Genomic DNA, 17,957 nt, shown 5'->3' with positions numbered 1-17,957 from the left:
TGGCAAACGATTACCATAAATTCCCCTGTTTCTGGAGTAGGCTGTAAATGAGCGAAGAGTTTATTCGCCCCGATGTTGCTGTAATTGCTGGCGTCGATGAAGTGGGCCGTGGCCCGTTAGTAGGTGCTGTGGTTACCGCCGCGGTCATTCTTGATCCCAACAACCCTATTGAAGGCTTAACCGACTCGAAAAAATTGTCGGAAAAAAAGCGTAATGCCCTAGCCATAGAGATTCGTGAAAAGTCACTGGCTTACTGCATTGGCCGCGCGGAACCTGAAGAAATAGATCAAATTAATATATTGCAAGCGACCATGGTTGCCATGCAACGTGCCGTTGCTGGTTTGCCGATAACGCCACAGCACGTGTTGGTTGATGGTAATCGCTGTCCTGACTTTGGTCTACCGGCGACATCGGTAATTAAAGGCGATTTGAAGGTTGCGGAAATATCTGCAGCGTCAATTTTAGCGAAAGTGACGCGCGATCAGGAAATGTTAGACTTACACCAGCAGTATCCGGAGTATGGTTTTGCCAGTCACAAAGGGTATCCAACCAAAGCACACTTTGAGAAGTTGGCAGAATTAGGCGTGCTTGATTGTTATCGCAAGAGTTTTAAACCTGTCGCCAATATACTGGCTAACAGTTCGGTCGTGGGGCGCTAATGCAAGACCCAAAATTTGTGCACCTACGCCTGCACAGCGATTACTCCATGAGTGATGGCCTAAATAAGGTCAAACCGATCATCGCCAAGGCTAATGATTTGCAGATGCCTGCCATTGCCTTGACCGATCAAATGAACCTGTGTGGCTTAGTTAAATACTACGGAGCGGCGCAAGGAGCGGGTATAAAGCCTTTAATTGGTTGTGATTTCTGGTTAAATACCCCTGAATTTGCAAACGATATATGCCGTATCACCATCTTAGCTAGCAATAACACGGGCTATAAAAACCTTACTGAGTTGATTTCAAAATCCTATCTACGCGGTGAATTACACGGTAAAACCGTACTCGATCGCGACTGGTTGGTCGAGTATAAAGAAGGGTTAATATTATTATCTGGCGCGAAAGACGGCGATGTCGGTAAAGCATTACTCAAAGGTAACGACGAAACCGTTCGACAATGTCTTAGCTTTTATCAACTACACTTCGCAGATAATTATTTCTTAGAGTTGATTCGTACCGCTCGTCCACAAGAAGAAGAATACTTGCACATGGCTGTGGCACTGGCTGCAGAAACCGGTGTGCCCGTTGTCGCTACCAATGAAGTGGTATTTTTGGAACCGGAAAATTTTGATGCTCATGAAATTCGAGTATCAATCCATGATGGTTTCACACTTGATGACAAGCGCCGCCCACGCAATTATTCCAATCAGCAATATTTGCGCAGCGAAGACGAGATGTGCGAGTTATTCAGTGATATCCCGGAAGCGTTACAAAACTCAGTAGAAATAGCCAAACGTTGTAATGTCACAGTGCGTCTTGGCGAATACTTCTTGCCAGATTTCCCGACCGGTGATCTGGATATCAAAGACTTTTTAGTCAAAGTGTCTGAAGACGGTTTACAAGAGCGTTTAGAGTTTCTATTTGATAAAGACGCTGACGATTTTGCACAGAAGCGTAAAGAGTATGACGAGCGTTTAAAAATCGAGTTGGAAGTTATCAATAACATGGGGTTCCCAGGTTACTTCCTAATCGTAATGGAATTTATTCAATGGTCCAAAGATAACAATATTCCTGTAGGACCCGGACGTGGTTCAGGTGCTGGTTCATTGGTCGCATACGCACTGAAAATCACCGACCTAGATCCGCTCGAATTCGATCTACTATTTGAGCGTTTTCTTAACCCTGAACGTATTTCAATGCCGGATTTCGACGTCGACTTTTGTATGGATCGTCGTGATGAAGTCATTGATCACGTTGCCGACTTGTACGGCCGTGATGCGGTATCGCAAATTATTACCTTTGGTACCATGGCCGCAAAAGCGGTAATACGAGATGTTGGTCGCGTATTGGGCCATCCCTATGGTTTTGTTGACCGCATATCAAAATTAATACCTGGCGACCCAGGTATGACGTTGGCGAAAGCCTTTGAAATTGAACCTCGCTTGCCTGAGGTATACAGCCAAGACAATGAGGTTAAAGACCTTATTGATATGTGTCGTATTTTGGAAGGTACCACACGTAATGCCGGTAAACATGCCGGTGGTGTTGTTATTTCACCGACCACGATTACCGATTTTGCACCGTTGTATTGCGATAGCGAAGGGCTTAACCCGGTTACTCAATTCGATAAGAATGACGTCGAAGAAGCGGGTCTGGTTAAGTTTGACTTTTTGGGTCTTAGAACCTTAACCATTTTGCAGTGGGCCATTGAAATGGCCGATGAAAAGCAGCTCAAGCAAGGCAAAGAGCCAATCGATATTGCTGCCATTCCGCTTGAAGATAAGAAAAGCTATGAGCTCTTATTGAGAGCTGAAACAACAGCCGTATTCCAGTTGGAATCACGGGGTATGAAAGATCTGATTAAACGTCTAAAACCTGACTGTTTTGAAGATATGATCGCTTTGGTAGCGTTATTCCGTCCGGGTCCATTGCAATCCGGTATGGTAGATAACTTTATCGATCGTAAGCTCGGTCGAGAAGAAATCAGTTACCCTGACGAAACCTGGCAACATGAATCGTTACAACCAATCCTAGAGCCAACATACGGTATCATTCTATATCAAGAGCAGGTTATGCAAATCGCTCAGGTTTTGGCAGGTTATACCCTAGGTGGCGCGGATATGTTGCGTCGTGCAATGGGTAAAAAGAAACCGGAAGAAATGGCCAAGCAGCGTTCTGGTTTCGAACAGGGTGCGATTGACTTGGGCATTGACGGTCAGTTGGCGATGAAAATCTTTGACTTGGTTGAGAAGTTCGCCGGTTATGGTTTTAACAAATCGCACTCTGCAGCTTACGCTTTGGTTTCCTATCAAACCTTATGGATGAAAGCTCACTTTCCTGCGCCATTTATGGCCGCGGTTATGTCTGCGGATATGGACAACACCGACAAAATCGTCACTTTAGTCGATGAATGTGAAAACATGGGCATAGATTTATTACCGCCTGATGTGAACAGTGGCTTATATAAATTTACCGTCAACGATGACGAGCAAATTGTTTACGGCATCGGCGCAATTAAAGGCGTTGGTGAAGGTCCAATTGAAGCGATAATTGAAGCTCGTAAAAGTGGTGGGCCGTTTAGGGACTTATTTGATTTTTGTGCTCGTATTGATCTGAAAAAAATTAATAAACGCGTGTTAGAGCGTTTGATTAGATCAGGAGCCATGGATAACCTTGGTCCACATCGTGCTGCAATGGCAGCAACCTTGACCGAAGCCATTAAGGCGGCTGATCAACACGCCAAAGCACAAGCTATTGGTCAGGATGACTTATTTGGTCTGATCAACGAAGAAGTCGATGATAACATTCAATCATTCCAGGAAGTTCCACATTGGGAAGAAGCGGTTTGGCTAGACGGTGAACGGGAAACATTAGGTCTATACTTGACCGGTCACCCAATAAATCGTTATTTGGATGAAATTAAAAAATACGGTTCGCCTCGATTGGTGAATTTGCAACCTGGCGGCAAAGATAAAATTTCTACTGCGTCAGGCTTAGTCATTGGTGTAAGGGTGTTGATCAATAAAAAAGGCCGACGTTGGGCTTTGGTTACCCTTGACGATAAAAGTGCCCGTATAGATTTACGACTGTTTCCAGATGATTTTGAGCGCTTTGAAGAAATCATAAAAAATGACTCAATTTTGGTCTGTAAGGGACAGGTCAGCTTTGATGATTTCTCCGGAGGCCTTACAATGACCGCCCGAGAAGTAATGACAATTGCTCAGGCACGTGAAAATTTCATTAAGTCAATTGACTTAAACGTTGTAAAACAAACACTTGAACCAGATTTCGCAGAGAAATTGGTCACCACACTGTCACCATACAAAGAGGGGACATGTCCACTAAGAGTGTTTTATCAACGACCTGAAGCATCGGCAGTACTTGAATTAGGGACACAATGGCGAGTAACGCCTAGTGATACCTTAATACATGAGTTAAAACTGTTATTAGGCGAGAATAATATCGCTTTACAGTTTTAAAAGTTAAAGAATTTTAGTAAAATCGCCCACTTGAGCGGTTCGAATGACCTCCTTTGTCATGCAAATAAATGCGACAAAGGCAATAGACAACATATTAGGTAACGAATTTATGTCACTCAATTTTTTGGATTTTGAGCAACCAATTGCAGAATTAGAAGCAAAAATAGAAGAGCTGCAATTAGTAAACCAGGGGCAAGAACTTGACCTGGATCTTGAAGCTGAGATTGCGCAATTGCGTAAGAAAAGCGAAGAGCTGACCAAGAAAGTCTTTGCTGACCTTGACCCTTGGCAGGTATCTCGCATTGCCCGTCACCCAGGACGTCCTTATACTCAGGATTACATCGATCGTATTTTTACTGATTTTGATGAGTTGGCCGGTGATCGTGCTTATGCAAATGATGCTGCGATTATTTCTGGTACAGCACGATTAGATGGCCGTCCTGTTGTGGTTATTGGTCATCAGAAAGGCCGTGCAACAGCTGAGAAGGTTCGTCGTAACTTTGCCATGCCTCGACCTGAAGGTTATCGTAAAGCATTGCGTATCATGGAAATGGCTGAGCGTTTTAACATGCCAATCATTACCTTTATTGATACCCCAGGTGCATACCCTGGTATCGGTGCTGAAGAGCGCGGACAGTCAGAAGCGATTGCTCGTAACTTAAAAGTAATGTCGCGTTTGAATGTACCTATCATTTGTAGTGTTATCGGTGAAGGTGGTTCAGGTGGTGCATTAGCGATTGGTGTGGGTGACCGTGTCAACATGTTGCAGTATTCAACGTACTCGGTTATTTCACCAGAAGGTTGTGCCTCTATTTTGTGGAAAACCGCAGAAAAAGCACCGTTAGCTGCTGAAGCCATGGGTGTTACTGCCGATCGTATTAAAGAGTTAGGCTTGATTGATAACATTATTGCCGAGCCATTAGGTGGCGCACACCGTGATTACGACTTAATGGCCAATCAATTAAAACAAGCGCTTAAGAAAGACTTAAGTGATATTGATGATCAAGACGCGGATAAATTGATTGAGAACCGTTATCAACGTTTGATGAATTACGGTTACTGCTAAACACAGCATATTGAAAGGGAAGCATCAGCTTCCCTTTTTTAGCTAAAGACTTTCCTTATAAGTCATGCATGTGCTAATTTAAACTCCTAATGAACACCTCAAATTCCCTTTGCCAACAGTTACTTGAATTTTTAAACCAGCATCATTTACTGGGCAGACCTTTGACGCTTGCCTATAGCGGAGGTTGTGACTCACAAGTGTTGTTGCACCTGCTTGCCAGCTTAAAAATTCAAAATCAATTAACGACCCAGTTACAAGCCATACATGTGCATCATGGTTTAAGCGAGAATGCCGATGATTGGCTTCGTTTTACTAAACAACAGGCGCAACGGTTAGGCATCCCATATCAAGCGATTAATGTCGATTTACAAGCGCAAAAACGTCAGAGCTTGGAAGCCCTCGCCAGAGACGCACGCTATCAAGCATTGAGCGAGCATAGCGCAGATGACGCCGTGATCATTACCGCACACCATCAAGATGACCAATTAGAGACCATGTTAATGGCACTTAAGCGTGGTTCAGGCGTGTCGGGCTTAGCGGCGATGTCCGATATTCGAGCACATAACAAGCAGCAGTTATTGGCTAGACCTTTATTGAGTTCATCGAGAATGGATATCGAGCATTATGCAGAGCAGCATAATCTTGATTGGGTTGAGGATGAGTCCAATGTAGATGAACGTTTTGATCGCAATTTTCTGCGCCGACGAATTATCCCCAGCTTGCTGGAGCGATGGCCACATATGCTTAGCAGCAGCAGTCGCAGCGCCAAACATTTTTCCGAAGCGCAGCAATTATTAGAGCACTATGCAAAAGATGATATAAACACCATCAGCAATACCGACAAGCAACTGTTAATTGAGCCGTTAAAAGCCTTATCTGCTGCCAGACAGCGCAACGTTATTCGGTTTTATTGCAAACAGCATGGCGTATTGATGCCAAGTGAAGCGCAGCTCGAGCAAATCATACACACCTGTGTATATGCCAAAGTCGACGCCAACCCTCAGGTAAAGCTGGCAAACGCAATGGTCCGTCGTTATAAACAACAACTGTTGATAACGCCTATTTATCAAGATCTCAGTAATTGGGTACAAACCATAGATATCAATGACTTGCCACAGCAAGTATCATTGCCTGATGATATGGGAGTATTGCAGCTTGATATGGTTAATAATCAACACGACCTTGAGCTGAAAGGGTCACAGCAGTTGTTGCCAATCAGCAATGACTGCCGGCAACTAATACTCGATTTTAATTATCAGAATGTTAAGGTATGGCCTGATTTTAGAGACAAACGCCGAGAATTGAAAAAAGTGTATCAAGAGCTCGCCTTACCAAATTGGCAACGAGGTCGACAAATCAACGTGCGTATTGAGCAAACCCTCGCCGCCGTTGTTGATCGTTTTATCAATAAAGATTATTTACAGTCGCTTGCAAAGACAAGTGACAAACACCAAAAACTACTGCGAATTCGCAGGTGTGATTAACAAGAGATGTAACTTCTATGTCAGAACTATTAAGAAAACTCACTTCAGGAAGTCTGGTTGTACAGATCATCATTGCCATTATTATTGGTTGTGTTGTCGCAGCAGTGGCACCAGAAACGGCTAAAAACTTTGCGATTTTAGGTGGTCTATTTGTCAATGGTCTTAAAGCCGTTGCTCCGGTATTGGTTTTTGTTTTGGTCATCGCCTCAATAGCGAACCAAAAACTCGATAGTGACGCGGAGTTACGACCAATCATCATACTGTACTTTATCGGTACTCTTTGTGCGGCATTTACCGCGGTGATGATGAGTTTTATGTTTCCGACCACCTTATCGCTTGATTTAGCGGGTGCGACGGCCAATCCACCTCAAGGCTTGAATGAAGTATTGACCACCTTAGTGTATAAATTGGTTGATAATCCGTTCAATGCCATTGTCACCGGTAACTTTATTGGTATTTTGGCTTGGGGCTTAGGCTTAGGTTTTGCATTCAAGGGGGCCAGTGATAACACCAAAAGTATGATTCAAGATGTTGCCGATGCCATCACTATGGTGGTGCGTGTGGTGATTCGTTTAGCGCCTATTGGTATCTTTGGTCTGGTGGCCAATACCATAGCCACGACCGGATTTTCTGCGTTATTAGAATACGCTGAGTTATTGATGGTGTTAGTCGGTTCTATGTTGTTTATCGCCTTGGTTGTTAACCCAATTATTGTCTATGTGATCACCCGTCAAAACCCATACCCATTGGTGTTCACTTGCCTGGTTAAATCAGGTATAACCGCGTTCTTCACCCGCAGTTCAGCCGCTAACATTCCTGTCAATATGCGGCTTTGTAAGCAACTTGATTTACACGAAGATACCTATTCGGTGTCTATTCCACTTGGCGCAACCATTAATATGGCCGGTGCAGCGATCACCATTACCGTGTTATCGCTTGCTGCGGCGCACACCTTAGGTATCAACATCGATCTAGGTACCGCATTGCTACTGAGCGTTGTCGCATCGATATCGGCTTGTGGTGCATCTGGTGTTGCCGGCGGCTCATTATTATTGATTCCTCTGGCGTGTGGTTTGTTTGGTATTAGTAACGATATTGCCATGCAGGTTGTCGCTATTGGCTTTATCATTGGCGTCATTCAAGACTCAGCCGAAACAGCACTAAACAGCTCGACCGACGTGGTATTTACCGCTGCTGCATCGCACCATATCACTAACAAATTAGATTAATAGATAGCGTGGTTAAAAAAGGCGGCGTTAGCCGCCTTTTTTATCGGCAAAATTCGAGTAAACTTTAGCAGTTTATACTGCACAAATAATGCACCATTAAGTTTTCCACACAAGTTGTGGATAACGTTGTGCATTAACCTTTTACAACAGAACTAAGCCCTAATAAATCCTAGCCTCAGCGGTTGTGTTCGTTATTTAGACACTCCGTTTGATTGCTCACTTTTAATATCAACAGTGCGGTAATTCTGTGCGCTTTACATTATGTTAACGGTTATTTTTCGATTCATTATTGTTTGAAAGCCAAGCATTAACCTGTTAGAGCGCAAAACATTACAAAACCCTTTAATTATGCTATTCTAGCCGCCAATTTTTGCAAAATATCTTGGATGTTTTAGATGTTGCATTTGCATATGACACTCGCGGCGTTGAGTATCGCTTTGTTTACTTTTCGCTTTGCACTGAAAATGACCAAACCAGAGAAGTTACAAGCGCGTTGGTTAAAGATAACCCCGCATGTCATCGACACGTTATTATTTGTGGTGGGCATTATCATGATGGTGCAATACGCCTTATACCCAGGCCAAGTGCCGTGGATGACGGAAAAGTTACTGGCCGTAGTCGCTTACATCTTTACCGGTTATTACACCTTAAAGCTTGCGCGTAACAATACCATGCGAATTATCGGTTACCTAGGCGCAATGGGCTGGGTGATTTTAGTGGCCAGATTGGCCATGACCAAACAAAATTTTCTACTTTAAACGAACAAAGTAGCGACAACTTATTGTGGTACCCCTGAGTGGGTAATGAGTATTCAAATTAATGAAAGATTTATTATTGGCAGAACTGAAAGCCAAACAAGTCGACTTAGCTCAAGCTCTGTGTTTGATTGAGCAGCATGTCCTTTTGAATGATCATGCGGACTCACAGATGAATATGGAAGACATCAATGGTTTTATTGATTACTTTGCTGACAAGCTAACCGATATAGATGATCCATTAGATAGAGCAGAACGCCTATTGCGTCTGATTTTTGTTGAACAATTATTTGTCAGCGAACACAAAGAAAACTGGACCATCGCCGAACATCAATTAAACCATGGTATGGCGTATCGTTCATTGGCTCCAGCGGCAAAAAACTTGATGATTTTGCATATTCTGCGTGCCTGTGGTTTTCATGCTGAAGCCGTTTATGTGCCAGACCAGGTGATGTTACGCATCATTTGTGACGATGAATATGCGATAATTTTCCACAGCATTGATGGTAAACCAATCAGCTGGATGGAATTAGATCAGCGTTTAAACGATGATGACAATGAAGACGAACATGCGTCGTTAGAACCAATCAGCGATAACAAGTTATTGGTGCAATACTTACTCAGTGTTAAGAATGCCTTAATACGTGAAAATCGTTATTTTGATGCACTGACTCTGGTTGAGTTGGTTTTAGCGTTAGAGCCTCACGACCCGTATCATCATCGTGATCGCGGTTTCTTATTGCAGCAACTCGATTGCTACAAAGTGGCATTTGATGATTATAAGTACTATCTGGACAAATGTCCGGATGAGCCGGAAGCTCAATTATTGAAAATGCAGTTGGAAAATATCCACCTTGCCGATAGCAAGGTTCACTAGCACACTAGATAAATTAAAGCGGCAGCCGGACTGCCGCAACAATAATAATAAAAAAGTAGCCTGCGTCGTGGCTAAATAGGGAGATTTTATGGAAACAACCACAATGTTCACTAACGATGCGTCAGTATTGGGCTTACTGGCCATCATGCTTGGTTTGGTATTTTATACCGCGAATTCCACCAACCGACATTGGCAGCGTTTTTACTCTATCGTGCCAGCAGTATTACTGTGTTATTTCTTACCATCATTATTAAACACCTTTGGAATCATCAGTGGTAAAGAATCTAATCTTTATTACGTTGCGTCGCGATTCTTATTGCCGACTTGCTTGGTGTTGCTCACCCTGAGTGTTGATTTAAAAGCCATCGCCGGACTTGGCAAAAAAGCCATTATTCTGTTTTTTACTGGCATGGTGGGCATCATTATTGGTGGTCCAATCGCTTTGCTTATTGTCTCCTCGTTTACACCAGAGTTATTGGGTGTCGATGGGCCTGAGGCCGTATGGAGAGGCTTAACGACTGTTGCTGGCTCATGGATAGGCGGTGGTGCAAACCAAGCAGCAATGAAAGAGATATATGGCGTCGGTGATCAAATATTTTCGGCTATGATCACCGTTGATGTGATTGTTGCCAATTTATGGATGGCCGTGGTGCTTATTTTGGCGGCAAATGCCAAACAAATAGACGCAAAATCTGGTGCGGATACCAGCGCAATTACCCGTTTACAAGAAAAGGTCGAAAACTTCCAACAACAACACGCCCGTATGCCAACCTTAAATGATCTGATGATTATTCTGGCGATTGGTTTTGGTGTGACAGGTTTCGCCCATATCTTTGCCGACCTGATAACGCCGTTCATGGTCGATAATTACCCGACTCTTGACCGTTTATCTTTCCATAGCAAGTTTTTCTGGATGATCGTGTTTGCCACGGTTGTCGGAATTGGCCTATCATTTACTCGTTTTCGCAAGCTCGAAGGGGTCGGTGCCTCACGAGTAGGTTCGGCAATGTTGTATATATTGATTGCTTCTATCGGCATGAAGATGGACGTAACCATGATTGCCGACGCACCAATTTATTTTGTTATTGGTATCATTTGGATGGCGATTCACGCCTCATTGATGCTGTTCGTTGCTAAAATGATTAAAGCACCGTTGTTTTATATGGCGGTCGGCAGTCAGGCAAATGTTGGCGGCGCAGCGTCAGCACCTGTGGTCGCCTCAGCATTCCATCCATCACTCGCTCCTGTGGGCGTGTTATTGGCGGTACTGGGTTATACTTTGGGTACGTTTGCCGCCTGGTTTTGTGGTCAAATTTTACAAACTATCTCGTAATTATTAAGGATTATCATGGGTTTACAAACTATCGATTTTGCCAATGTCAGTGTTGCTAACGACAAGCCATTTGTCTTGTTTGGCGGTATGAATGTACTTGAATCAAGAGATTTGGCATTAAAGATCACTGAACATTATGTTGAAGTGACCAACAAACTGGGCATTCCTTATGTGTTTAAGGCATCGTTCGATAAAGCCAACCGCTCGTCGGTACATTCATTCCGAGGTCCAGGTATGGAAGAAGGGTTGAAAATTTTTGAAGAAATCAAATCAACGTTTAACGTACCTATCATTACCGATGTGCATGAAACCCATCAAGCACAACCGGTGGCAGAAGTGGTTGATGTGATTCAATTACCAGCGTTCTTGGCTCGTCAAACCGATTTGGTGGTTGCGATGGCACAAACCGGAGCGGTGATTAACGTGAAAAAGCCACAATTTTTAGCGGCTCATGAAATGCGTCACATCATTAAAAAGTTCAGTGAAGCGGGCAACGAAAATATTATCTTGTGTGAGCGTGGTAGCTGCCACGGTTACAATAACCTTGTTGTTGATATGTTAGCCATGGATGAGATGAGATCTATGGCGCCGGTTATATTTGATGCCACGCACGCGTTGCAAAAGCCTGGTGGTCGTGAAGATTCAGCAGGTGGTCGACGTGCTCAAGCGGCACAATTGGCTCGTTCTGGTATGGCGCTTGGTATTGCTGGCTTGTTTATTGAAGCTCACCCTGATCCTGACCAAGCAAAATGTGACGGACCGAGTGCGTTACCATTACATGCATTAGAAGCGTATTTAGCGCAAATGAAAGCCGTTGATGACTTGGTTAAATCATTCCCACCATTAGTTACTGGTTAATGATATTGTCATAACGAAAAAGGAACGCTAAAGCGTTCCTTTTTTTGTTTGTACTGTTTTATTTTTGCGTTTTTGTTGTTGCGTTTACGCCATTAAATTAATCATAGCGATAAAACCTGTCAACATGATCAACAGGCACACAGTGACGGCTAATGGCAGCAATTTGTTACTGCAAACTTGTTGTACCTTGTCGGTACCGTAACGGTTCACCCAATATTTGGCTTTAGGGTTGCAGCTGATGTAGCTCATGAGCTTTTGCTTGTCCCTAAGTGCCAAGGTGTGTTTTAAACAAAAAAGACCTGAGGCGATGAGAATAAATGGAACAAGCAGGGCGGCTAACATAATATTTCCTCTTTTCGTCTACGTACGCGTAGTAAGATAAGCGTCGTAATCGGGAATTTGTTTTTGCATTGGCGCATTAAACAGCTGTGATGTAATCAACATATCTGCTGTTGATATGTTACAGGCGACAGGAATATTCCATACAGCAGCAAGTCGCAGTAGTGCTTTGACATCAGGGTCGTGTGGCTGTGCTTCGAGTGGATCCCAGAAAAAAATCATCATATCGATTTCTTGCTCGGTAATTAGTGCACCGATCTGCTGATCACCACCAAGAGGGCCTGAAATTAGCTTATTGATATCCAACCCTGCTTGTTGTTCTAATTGCGCGCCCGTTGTACCGGTGGCAAAAAGCCTGTGTTTAATCAATTGTTGTTTGTGTTGTTTACACCAATCAATCAATGCTGCTTTCATATTGTCATGGGCAACCAAGGCAATATTTTTGTTGGCAGCGGTGGTAACCTGTTTATAGTTCATTTGCCTGTCCTATATGTGTCTTACTCTGTTGTAAGCCTTTTTCACGCTCAGGGCAAGTGTTAACTGACTATGAAACATTACCGATGCAGTTTCATACTGGCTAAATCGTTAATCCCATCCTTTGATAACTCTTTGATGGCTTTCTTATAATGGCCACGTAAATGTGATTTTAGGTGAGGAACAACGTGTTTTTTATCTATACCTTTGGCCACGCAATACAGCGCTAACGTGAATACCGTATCCGCTTCCGGTAAACTGGCTTGTCGATTCGCCATTTTGTTATAGCAACTGCCACAGCCACCTTTAAATTGATACGCAGTATTAGCAAATATAACACCAAAGCCCATTACACTAGCAACAACATCGACCGCTTGAGGTGCGAGTTTTTCTGAACCTGGGATCGGCGATTTTCGATACTGTATTAACGCCGCTGACAACTGTTGCACCATAGTAGCAACTAGGTCTTGCGGTTGATTTATTTGTTGTGGGTTAAAGCTCAGCGGGATACGCATAGCGGAGCCTTGCTGGTAGTCATTATGACTGACCTGAATATCATTACCGCGCAGTGCGTCTGTAAAACCAAGTTGTGGCATGATGTTCGGTAATTGCGCGAATTGCTCTGGTGAATAGAGGCTGATTGGCCAATCCTGCATACCGGCATAATCTAGAGTATTACGAAACACCAATTGCGTCATTTCTTCAATGCTACTGACTTTACCCGGATAGAAAGTGTTCGTTGGTAATATCAGCTGGCTTTGTTCTTTGAAATAGGATTCGCCAAAGTTTTCGACGGCCCAAATAAAGGTATCGATTAGCCACTGTTTTGAGTCTGCATCGAGAAGAGGAGATGGTTTAAATAATGATGCTAGCATTGCGAGTTGAATCAGTATTAAAAAAGGCAATGTAGCATGTAACTATCTCGTCAACAAGGACAACAACGAGCATCACAGCAAGCTGGGCATTAAGCACTGCGTTAGCACTAAAATACGCGCCAGCATCAATCAACAGCAAAACTTGGCATTGGCCGTTTTTTTCCTCTATTAATTATGTGCACTCATCTTTATCTCTGGCATAATCTTGTTATCAATATTGTCGTTTAAATAAAAAGACACAGGATGCGCTTTCTTCATACCTCTGACTGGCACATTGGCCGGTTGTTTCAAAACCAATCTCTTCTTGATGATCAGCAATACGTGTTGGCACAAATAAAGCGCTATTTAGTCGAATATCAGGTCGATGCGTTAATTATCGCTGGCGATGTCTTCGATCGTTCTGTGCCGCCAGCCGAAGCGGTGCAAATCCTTGATGATTTTATTAATGAAATTCAGCAGCTTAACGTGATCACTATAATGATCAGCGGTAATCACGATAGTGCCAAACGTCTGCGTTTTGGTGCTAAGCAAATGCAGCACGCTGGCGTGCATATTCTTGCCGACTTAGCGGACATCGAACAACCTGTTATCGTCGAAAATGCCGGTCAGAAAGTGGCTTTTTATGGGGTGCCATATCATGATCCAAGTGAAGTTAGATTGACCTTTACTGACGATGATAACGCACAAACAATTCGCAGTTACGATCAGGCTCACAGTTATTGTGCGCAGCAAATATTGGCCCATAAAAATTTGCACCATAGTGATATGGCGGCGGTATTGATATCACATTGTTTTCTTGATGGCGCCAGCGAGTCCGATTCAGAGCGACCGTTATCGATCGGTGGAGCAGACAGAGTGAGCTGGCAGCCTTTGGAGCCATTTGATTATGTCGCCCTTGGTCATTTACATGGACCACAATATAAGGGTAAACCACATATTCGCTACTCTGGCTCGTTATTAAAGTATTCATTTTCCGAATGTAAACAACAAAAAGCGGTCACCTTGGTTGAACTAGAATCCGGCAAAGACATCGTCTTGACCTCACTACCATTAATCGCGAAACGCGACGTCAAAGTGCTCGAAGGCACCTTGCAACAATTAATAGAGCAAGGCCAGAATCATATAAAAGAGCATGGTAAAGCGAGCGATGATTATTATCTTGCCAAACTAACCGATACTGAAATCATGCTTGATCCTATGGGGCAATTACGCTCGGTTTACCCAAATGTCTTGCAACTCGAACGGGTTAATTTCGCTCAAAGTGAGCAGCAACATCAGCCAATTGCCTTTGATAATCAAAAATCCGAAGCCGATGTGTTTGCTGAATTTTATCAACAAGTGATGGGCATGGATTTAAGCCAATCGCAACGTGATTTGCTACACAGCTGTATTGATCAAGCGAAACAACATAAGGAGGGCGAATAATGAAACTGATTAATTTAACCATCAGCGCATTCGGCCCTTTTGCAAAAACGCAGACAGTTGATTTTACCTGCCTAGGTGATAACCCACTGTTTTTAATAGATGGCCCAACCGGCGCGGGAAAGTCTTCGGTGTTACATGCCATATGTTACGCCTTATATGGCGAAACGACCGACGAAGCGCGCAAAGAGCAGGGCATTCGCAGTGATCATGCTAGCGATGATACCTTGACCTCAGTTGGTCTAGAATTTGCCATTAAAGACAAGCGCTATCGAATAACCCGAACACCTTCGCAAATGCGAGCGGGTAAACGCGGCGATAAATTGGTCAAACACAACGCCACCGCAGAATTATTGCAGTTGCTTGACGATGGCACAGAACAGCTGCTCGTCGCCAAAAAGAAAAAGGATGCCGACGAATACATTTTACAAATTGTCGGATTAAGCGCGGATCAGTTTCGCCAAGTCATGGTATTACCACAGGGCAAATTTCGCGAATTGCTACTGGCCAACTCAAGCGACCGTCAAGCGATTTTGTCGACGCTATTTGCCACCGATATTTATCAAAAAATTGAAACGCAAATTAAAGAGCGTGCCCTGCAAATTGAGCGCCAATACAGTCAATTTAAAAGTAAGATTGATGAAACATTGAGCGAAGTGTTGGTCGACAGTAATGAACAACTGCAGGACAAAATTGTACAGCAACAACAATTGTGCGAGCAGCAACAGCAAGCCAAACATATTGAAGACGCTAATCGTCAATTATGCTTAGGCCAATATAAAGATGGCGAAAGCTTAAGTAAGCAGTTTCAGTTGCATGCCATAGCGACTGAAAAACTCACCGCAATAGAAAGCCAACGTGAGGCTATGCAGGCTTTAGCGCAGAAAATTGAACTGGCGTTAACAGCACAAAAAATTAAGCCGCAATTACAAGCGTTAGCCCAGCTAAAGGCTGACGTTCAACAAATTGAAACGCAGCAAAAGGTGTGGCAAAACGAGCAACTTGAGCTTAACAAACAACATCAACATGCCACACAGCAATGGCAATCGGCCAAACAACAACTGCAACAACGGGATGAGGTATTACATCGTATTGCTGGGTTAAAGTCCTTGTTACCAGTGCAGCAAAGTTTTGCCCATACTCAGCAGTATTATCAAGACCACGATAAGGCATTGCAAGACGCGCAATTATTACTGCAAAGCAAACAACAAGAGCATAAATCCATTGCCGAGCGCAGTGAAAAAGGCCGTCTGTTAATTGAACAAAGCCAACAACAACTGGGCCAGCAAAACGAGTTAATGCTTGAATTGAAAAATTTACAGCAGCAAGCAATATTATTGGACGAACGAGATCAGCTCAATCAAAAGCTGGCACGCACTCAAAACGATTTAAAGCAAGCGCAACAGGCTTACCAGCAACAATATCGACTATGGCAACAAGCTGAGCAGCATTATCATCAACAAGCGAGTCATTATCATGCCAATCAAGCGGCAGTATTGGCCGCTCAACTTGAGATAAACCAGCCATGTCCAGTGTGCGGTTCCTCTGTGCATCCTGCGCCATGTCAGGCAAATGGCGATAACAACGTTGATCAAGCAACGTTGGAGCAAGCGCAAACAGCTTGGCAACAGCAGCAACAACGATTAGCAAAATCGGATACCAATCAACAGCAACAACAATTACTAAGTCACCAATTCGAACAACGTATTGCACAAATTAATCAACAGCTTAAAGAACAATTTGTTGATAAACCCTCCGCCGATAGCGTTGAGGTAAGGCAGCATGTTAGTCGACTTGAGCTGCGTATTCAGGAGTTGACTACGGTTGCCGATAACATCAAAAAATGGCAAATAAACCAGCAAAAAATGAGCAAATCATTAGCGCCGCTTGCACATAATATTGAGCAATTAAACCAACAATTGCCTACGCTGGTTGCTGCCAAAGCCAGTGCTCAACAAGCACTGCAACAAGCCAGTGAGACGCTTGCTGAGAAATACCGTAAAGCGGGCGTATTAGAGGCCGAAATAGCCGAATTGACTGCACAAATATCTCAGTTAGAACAAACTCATAACGAGACTGAAAAGGCGGTGCAGGCATTGTTGCAACAAGTCACCGCAATCAATGCAAATATTGATCAGGGCAAGCAGAATATAACGACAGTATCCGCTCGTCTTAATACACAACAGCAAGTATGGTTAGCGGCGCTAGAGCAACATGGTTTTGCTAATGAACAGGCGTTTAAAGAGGTCGAACTCGATGAACAGCAGGTTGCTGCCTTGCAGCAACAACTTACCCAGCACAAAGAGCAACGCGAGCAAATAAAAGGGCAAATTAGTGCTCTTGCGCAACAGCTTGAGCAAAAGCAACAACCCAATCTTGACGCTTTGCAACAAAAACTCGACCTTGCCCAGCAGAACTTAATTGCCGCAGAACAGCTGCTTTCACAAACCACAATGCAGCATAACCGATTACTTGATGCGCAACGCAAAATCAGCGCCATTGAAAATCAACAAAGTGACAATAAGCGTCAATATGAGGTGATAGGAAATCTGGCTTTGGCGGCGTCTGGTCGTGGCAACGTAAGGGTGTCATTAGAACGCTTCGTTCTCGCCGACTTACTCGACAGTGTGTTAGCCATTGCCTCGAAACGATTGCATCTGATGAGTCGTGGCCAATATCAATTACTACGTCAAGACGAAAGTGCGCAGAAGCGCAATGTCACAGCGGGCTTAGATTTGGCGGTATTTGATAGTTACAGTAGCAAAGCAAGGCCGGTTGCAACCTTATCTGGTGGCGAATCGTTTATGGCGTCTTTGGCGCTGGCGTTGGCGCTAAGTGACGTGGTTCAGCAGCGCTCAGGAGGAATCGTGCTCGATACCTTGTTTATTGACGAAGGTTTTGGCAGCTTAGATCAAGACTCACTGCAGTTGGCCATTCAAACCTTAGTTGACTTACAGGCAACGGGTCGCACTATCGGCATCATATCCCATGTCAGTGAGCTAAAAGAACAAATGGCTAAGCGAATCGATGTTAAGAGTCAGCGTGATGGCAGTGCTATTAGCATGACGGTGTAACCCATAAGCATTTACGTCAGCAAGTAATAAAAA

The 17,957-nt window shown here is 43.7% G+C and carries 14 protein-coding genes; 11 read left to right on the top strand and 3 right to left on the bottom strand.

The annotated features are described in order from the left end of the window. Positions 1-47: 47 nt before the first annotated feature. The 9 genes from rnhB (at position 48) to kdsA (ending at position 11,740) form a co-directional block, all read left to right on the top strand. Complete coding sequence (gene rnhB, locus HII16_RS10665) at positions 48-659, top strand: ribonuclease HII (protein ID WP_169130013.1); 612 nt, start codon at positions 48-50, stop codon at positions 657-659. Continuing rightward, positions 659-4,138, top strand: coding sequence for a DNA polymerase III subunit alpha (gene dnaE, locus HII16_RS10660; protein ID WP_169130011.1), 3,480 nt, complete (start codon positions 659-661; stop codon positions 4,136-4,138). The genes rnhB and dnaE overlap by 1 nt, the downstream gene beginning before the upstream one ends. A 109-nt stretch (positions 4,139-4,247) precedes the next feature. After that, on the top strand, positions 4,248-5,204 hold the full coding sequence (gene accA, locus HII16_RS10655; protein WP_169130009.1) for an acetyl-CoA carboxylase carboxyl transferase subunit alpha: 957 nt from the start codon (positions 4,248-4,250) through the stop codon (positions 5,202-5,204). An 89-nt stretch (positions 5,205-5,293) separates the two neighbouring features. Continuing rightward, on the top strand, positions 5,294-6,688 hold the full coding sequence (gene tilS, locus HII16_RS10650) for a tRNA lysidine(34) synthetase TilS (protein ID WP_169130007.1): 1,395 nt from the start codon (positions 5,294-5,296) through the stop codon (positions 6,686-6,688). Between the two features lie 17 nt (positions 6,689-6,705). Continuing rightward, the gene (sstT, locus tag HII16_RS10645; protein WP_169130005.1) at positions 6,706-7,917 is read left to right on the top strand and encodes a serine/threonine transporter SstT; all 1,212 of its coding nucleotides are present in this window, start codon (positions 6,706-6,708) and stop codon (positions 7,915-7,917) included. A 395-nt stretch (positions 7,918-8,312) separates the two neighbouring features. Then, positions 8,313-8,675, top strand: a complete 363-nt coding sequence (locus tag HII16_RS10640; protein ID WP_169130003.1) for a SirB2 family protein — start codon at positions 8,313-8,315, stop codon at positions 8,673-8,675. Between the two features lie 61 nt (positions 8,676-8,736). Further along, the gene (locus tag HII16_RS10635) at positions 8,737-9,549 is read left to right on the top strand and encodes a tetratricopeptide repeat protein (protein WP_135439827.1); all 813 of its coding nucleotides are present in this window, start codon (positions 8,737-8,739) and stop codon (positions 9,547-9,549) included. A gap of 88 nt (positions 9,550-9,637) precedes the next feature. Then, a complete protein-coding gene (locus HII16_RS10630) occupies positions 9,638-10,882 on the top strand; it encodes a DUF819 family protein (protein WP_169130001.1) in 1,245 nt (414 codons plus the stop codon). Between the two features lie 15 nt (positions 10,883-10,897). Next, the gene (gene kdsA / locus HII16_RS10625; RefSeq protein WP_135439829.1) at positions 10,898-11,740 is read left to right on the top strand and encodes a 3-deoxy-8-phosphooctulonate synthase; all 843 of its coding nucleotides are present in this window, start codon (positions 10,898-10,900) and stop codon (positions 11,738-11,740) included. Between the two features lie 84 nt (positions 11,741-11,824). Here kdsA and HII16_RS10620 read toward each other — a convergent pair whose 3' ends face one another. The 3 genes from HII16_RS10620 to HII16_RS10610 form a co-directional block, all read right to left on the bottom strand. Next, a complete protein-coding gene (locus HII16_RS10620) occupies positions 11,825-12,082 on the bottom strand; it encodes a hypothetical protein (protein ID WP_135439830.1) in 258 nt (85 codons plus the stop codon). Between the two features lie 18 nt (positions 12,083-12,100). Beyond that, the gene (locus tag HII16_RS10615) at positions 12,101-12,556 is read right to left on the bottom strand and encodes a methylglyoxal synthase (RefSeq protein ID WP_169129999.1); all 456 of its coding nucleotides are present in this window, start codon (positions 12,554-12,556) and stop codon (positions 12,101-12,103) included. 77 nt (positions 12,557-12,633) lie between these two features. Next, complete coding sequence (locus HII16_RS10610; RefSeq protein WP_169129997.1) at positions 12,634-13,428, bottom strand: hypothetical protein; 795 nt, start codon at positions 13,426-13,428, stop codon at positions 12,634-12,636. A 243-nt stretch (positions 13,429-13,671) separates the two neighbouring features. On the opposite strand from HII16_RS10610, the gene HII16_RS10605 reads away from it, so the two are divergent. Further along, positions 13,672-14,853: an exonuclease SbcCD subunit D gene (locus tag HII16_RS10605; RefSeq protein ID WP_169129995.1), complete on the top strand. Its 1,182-nt coding sequence runs from the start codon at positions 13,672-13,674 to the stop codon at positions 14,851-14,853. Next, positions 14,853-17,924 carry an SMC family ATPase gene (locus HII16_RS10600; protein WP_169129993.1) on the top strand — a complete coding sequence of 1,024 codons (3,072 nt, stop codon included), beginning with the start codon at positions 14,853-14,855 and terminating at the stop codon, positions 17,922-17,924. Before HII16_RS10605 ends, HII16_RS10600 begins: the two co-directional genes overlap by 1 nt. The last annotated feature ends 33 nt before the right edge of the window (positions 17,925-17,957 follow it).

Origin of the sequence: Thalassotalea sp. Y01 (assembly GCF_012932945.1) — a bacterium.
Classification (GTDB): Bacteria; Pseudomonadota; Gammaproteobacteria; order Enterobacterales; family Alteromonadaceae; genus Thalassotalea_A.
The sequence above is the reverse complement of the archived record's forward strand: the minus strand, read 5'-3'. Positions and strand labels throughout refer to the sequence as shown.

Bases quoted from the DNA above. Each gene is read 5' to 3' on its own strand.
- rnhB (WP_169130013.1), top strand. From the start codon at position 48: ATGAGCGAAGAGTTTATTCGCCCCGATGTTGCTGTAATTGCTGGCGTC.
- dnaE (WP_169130011.1), top strand. From the start codon at position 659: ATGCAAGACCCAAAATTTGTGCACCTACGCCTGCACAGCGATTACTCC.
- accA (WP_169130009.1), top strand. From the start codon at position 4,248: ATGTCACTCAATTTTTTGGATTTTGAGCAACCAATTGCAGAATTAGAA.
- tilS (WP_169130007.1), top strand. From the start codon at position 5,294: ATGAACACCTCAAATTCCCTTTGCCAACAGTTACTTGAATTTTTAAAC.
- sstT (WP_169130005.1), top strand. From the start codon at position 6,706: ATGTCAGAACTATTAAGAAAACTCACTTCAGGAAGTCTGGTTGTACAG.
- HII16_RS10640 (WP_169130003.1), top strand. From the start codon at position 8,313: ATGTTGCATTTGCATATGACACTCGCGGCGTTGAGTATCGCTTTGTTT.
- HII16_RS10635 (WP_135439827.1), top strand. From the start codon at position 8,737: ATGAAAGATTTATTATTGGCAGAACTGAAAGCCAAACAAGTCGACTTA.
- HII16_RS10630 (WP_169130001.1), top strand. From the start codon at position 9,638: ATGGAAACAACCACAATGTTCACTAACGATGCGTCAGTATTGGGCTTA.
- kdsA (WP_135439829.1), top strand. From the start codon at position 10,898: ATGGGTTTACAAACTATCGATTTTGCCAATGTCAGTGTTGCTAACGAC.
- HII16_RS10620 (WP_135439830.1), bottom strand. From the start codon at position 12,082: ATGTTAGCCGCCCTGCTTGTTCCATTTATTCTCATCGCCTCAGGTCTT.
- HII16_RS10615 (WP_169129999.1), bottom strand. From the start codon at position 12,556: ATGAACTATAAACAGGTTACCACCGCTGCCAACAAAAATATTGCCTTG.
- HII16_RS10610 (WP_169129997.1), bottom strand. From the start codon at position 13,428: ATGCTAGCATCATTATTTAAACCATCTCCTCTTCTCGATGCAGACTCA.
- HII16_RS10605 (WP_169129995.1), top strand. From the start codon at position 13,672: ATGCGCTTTCTTCATACCTCTGACTGGCACATTGGCCGGTTGTTTCAA.
- HII16_RS10600 (WP_169129993.1), top strand. From the start codon at position 14,853: ATGAAACTGATTAATTTAACCATCAGCGCATTCGGCCCTTTTGCAAAA.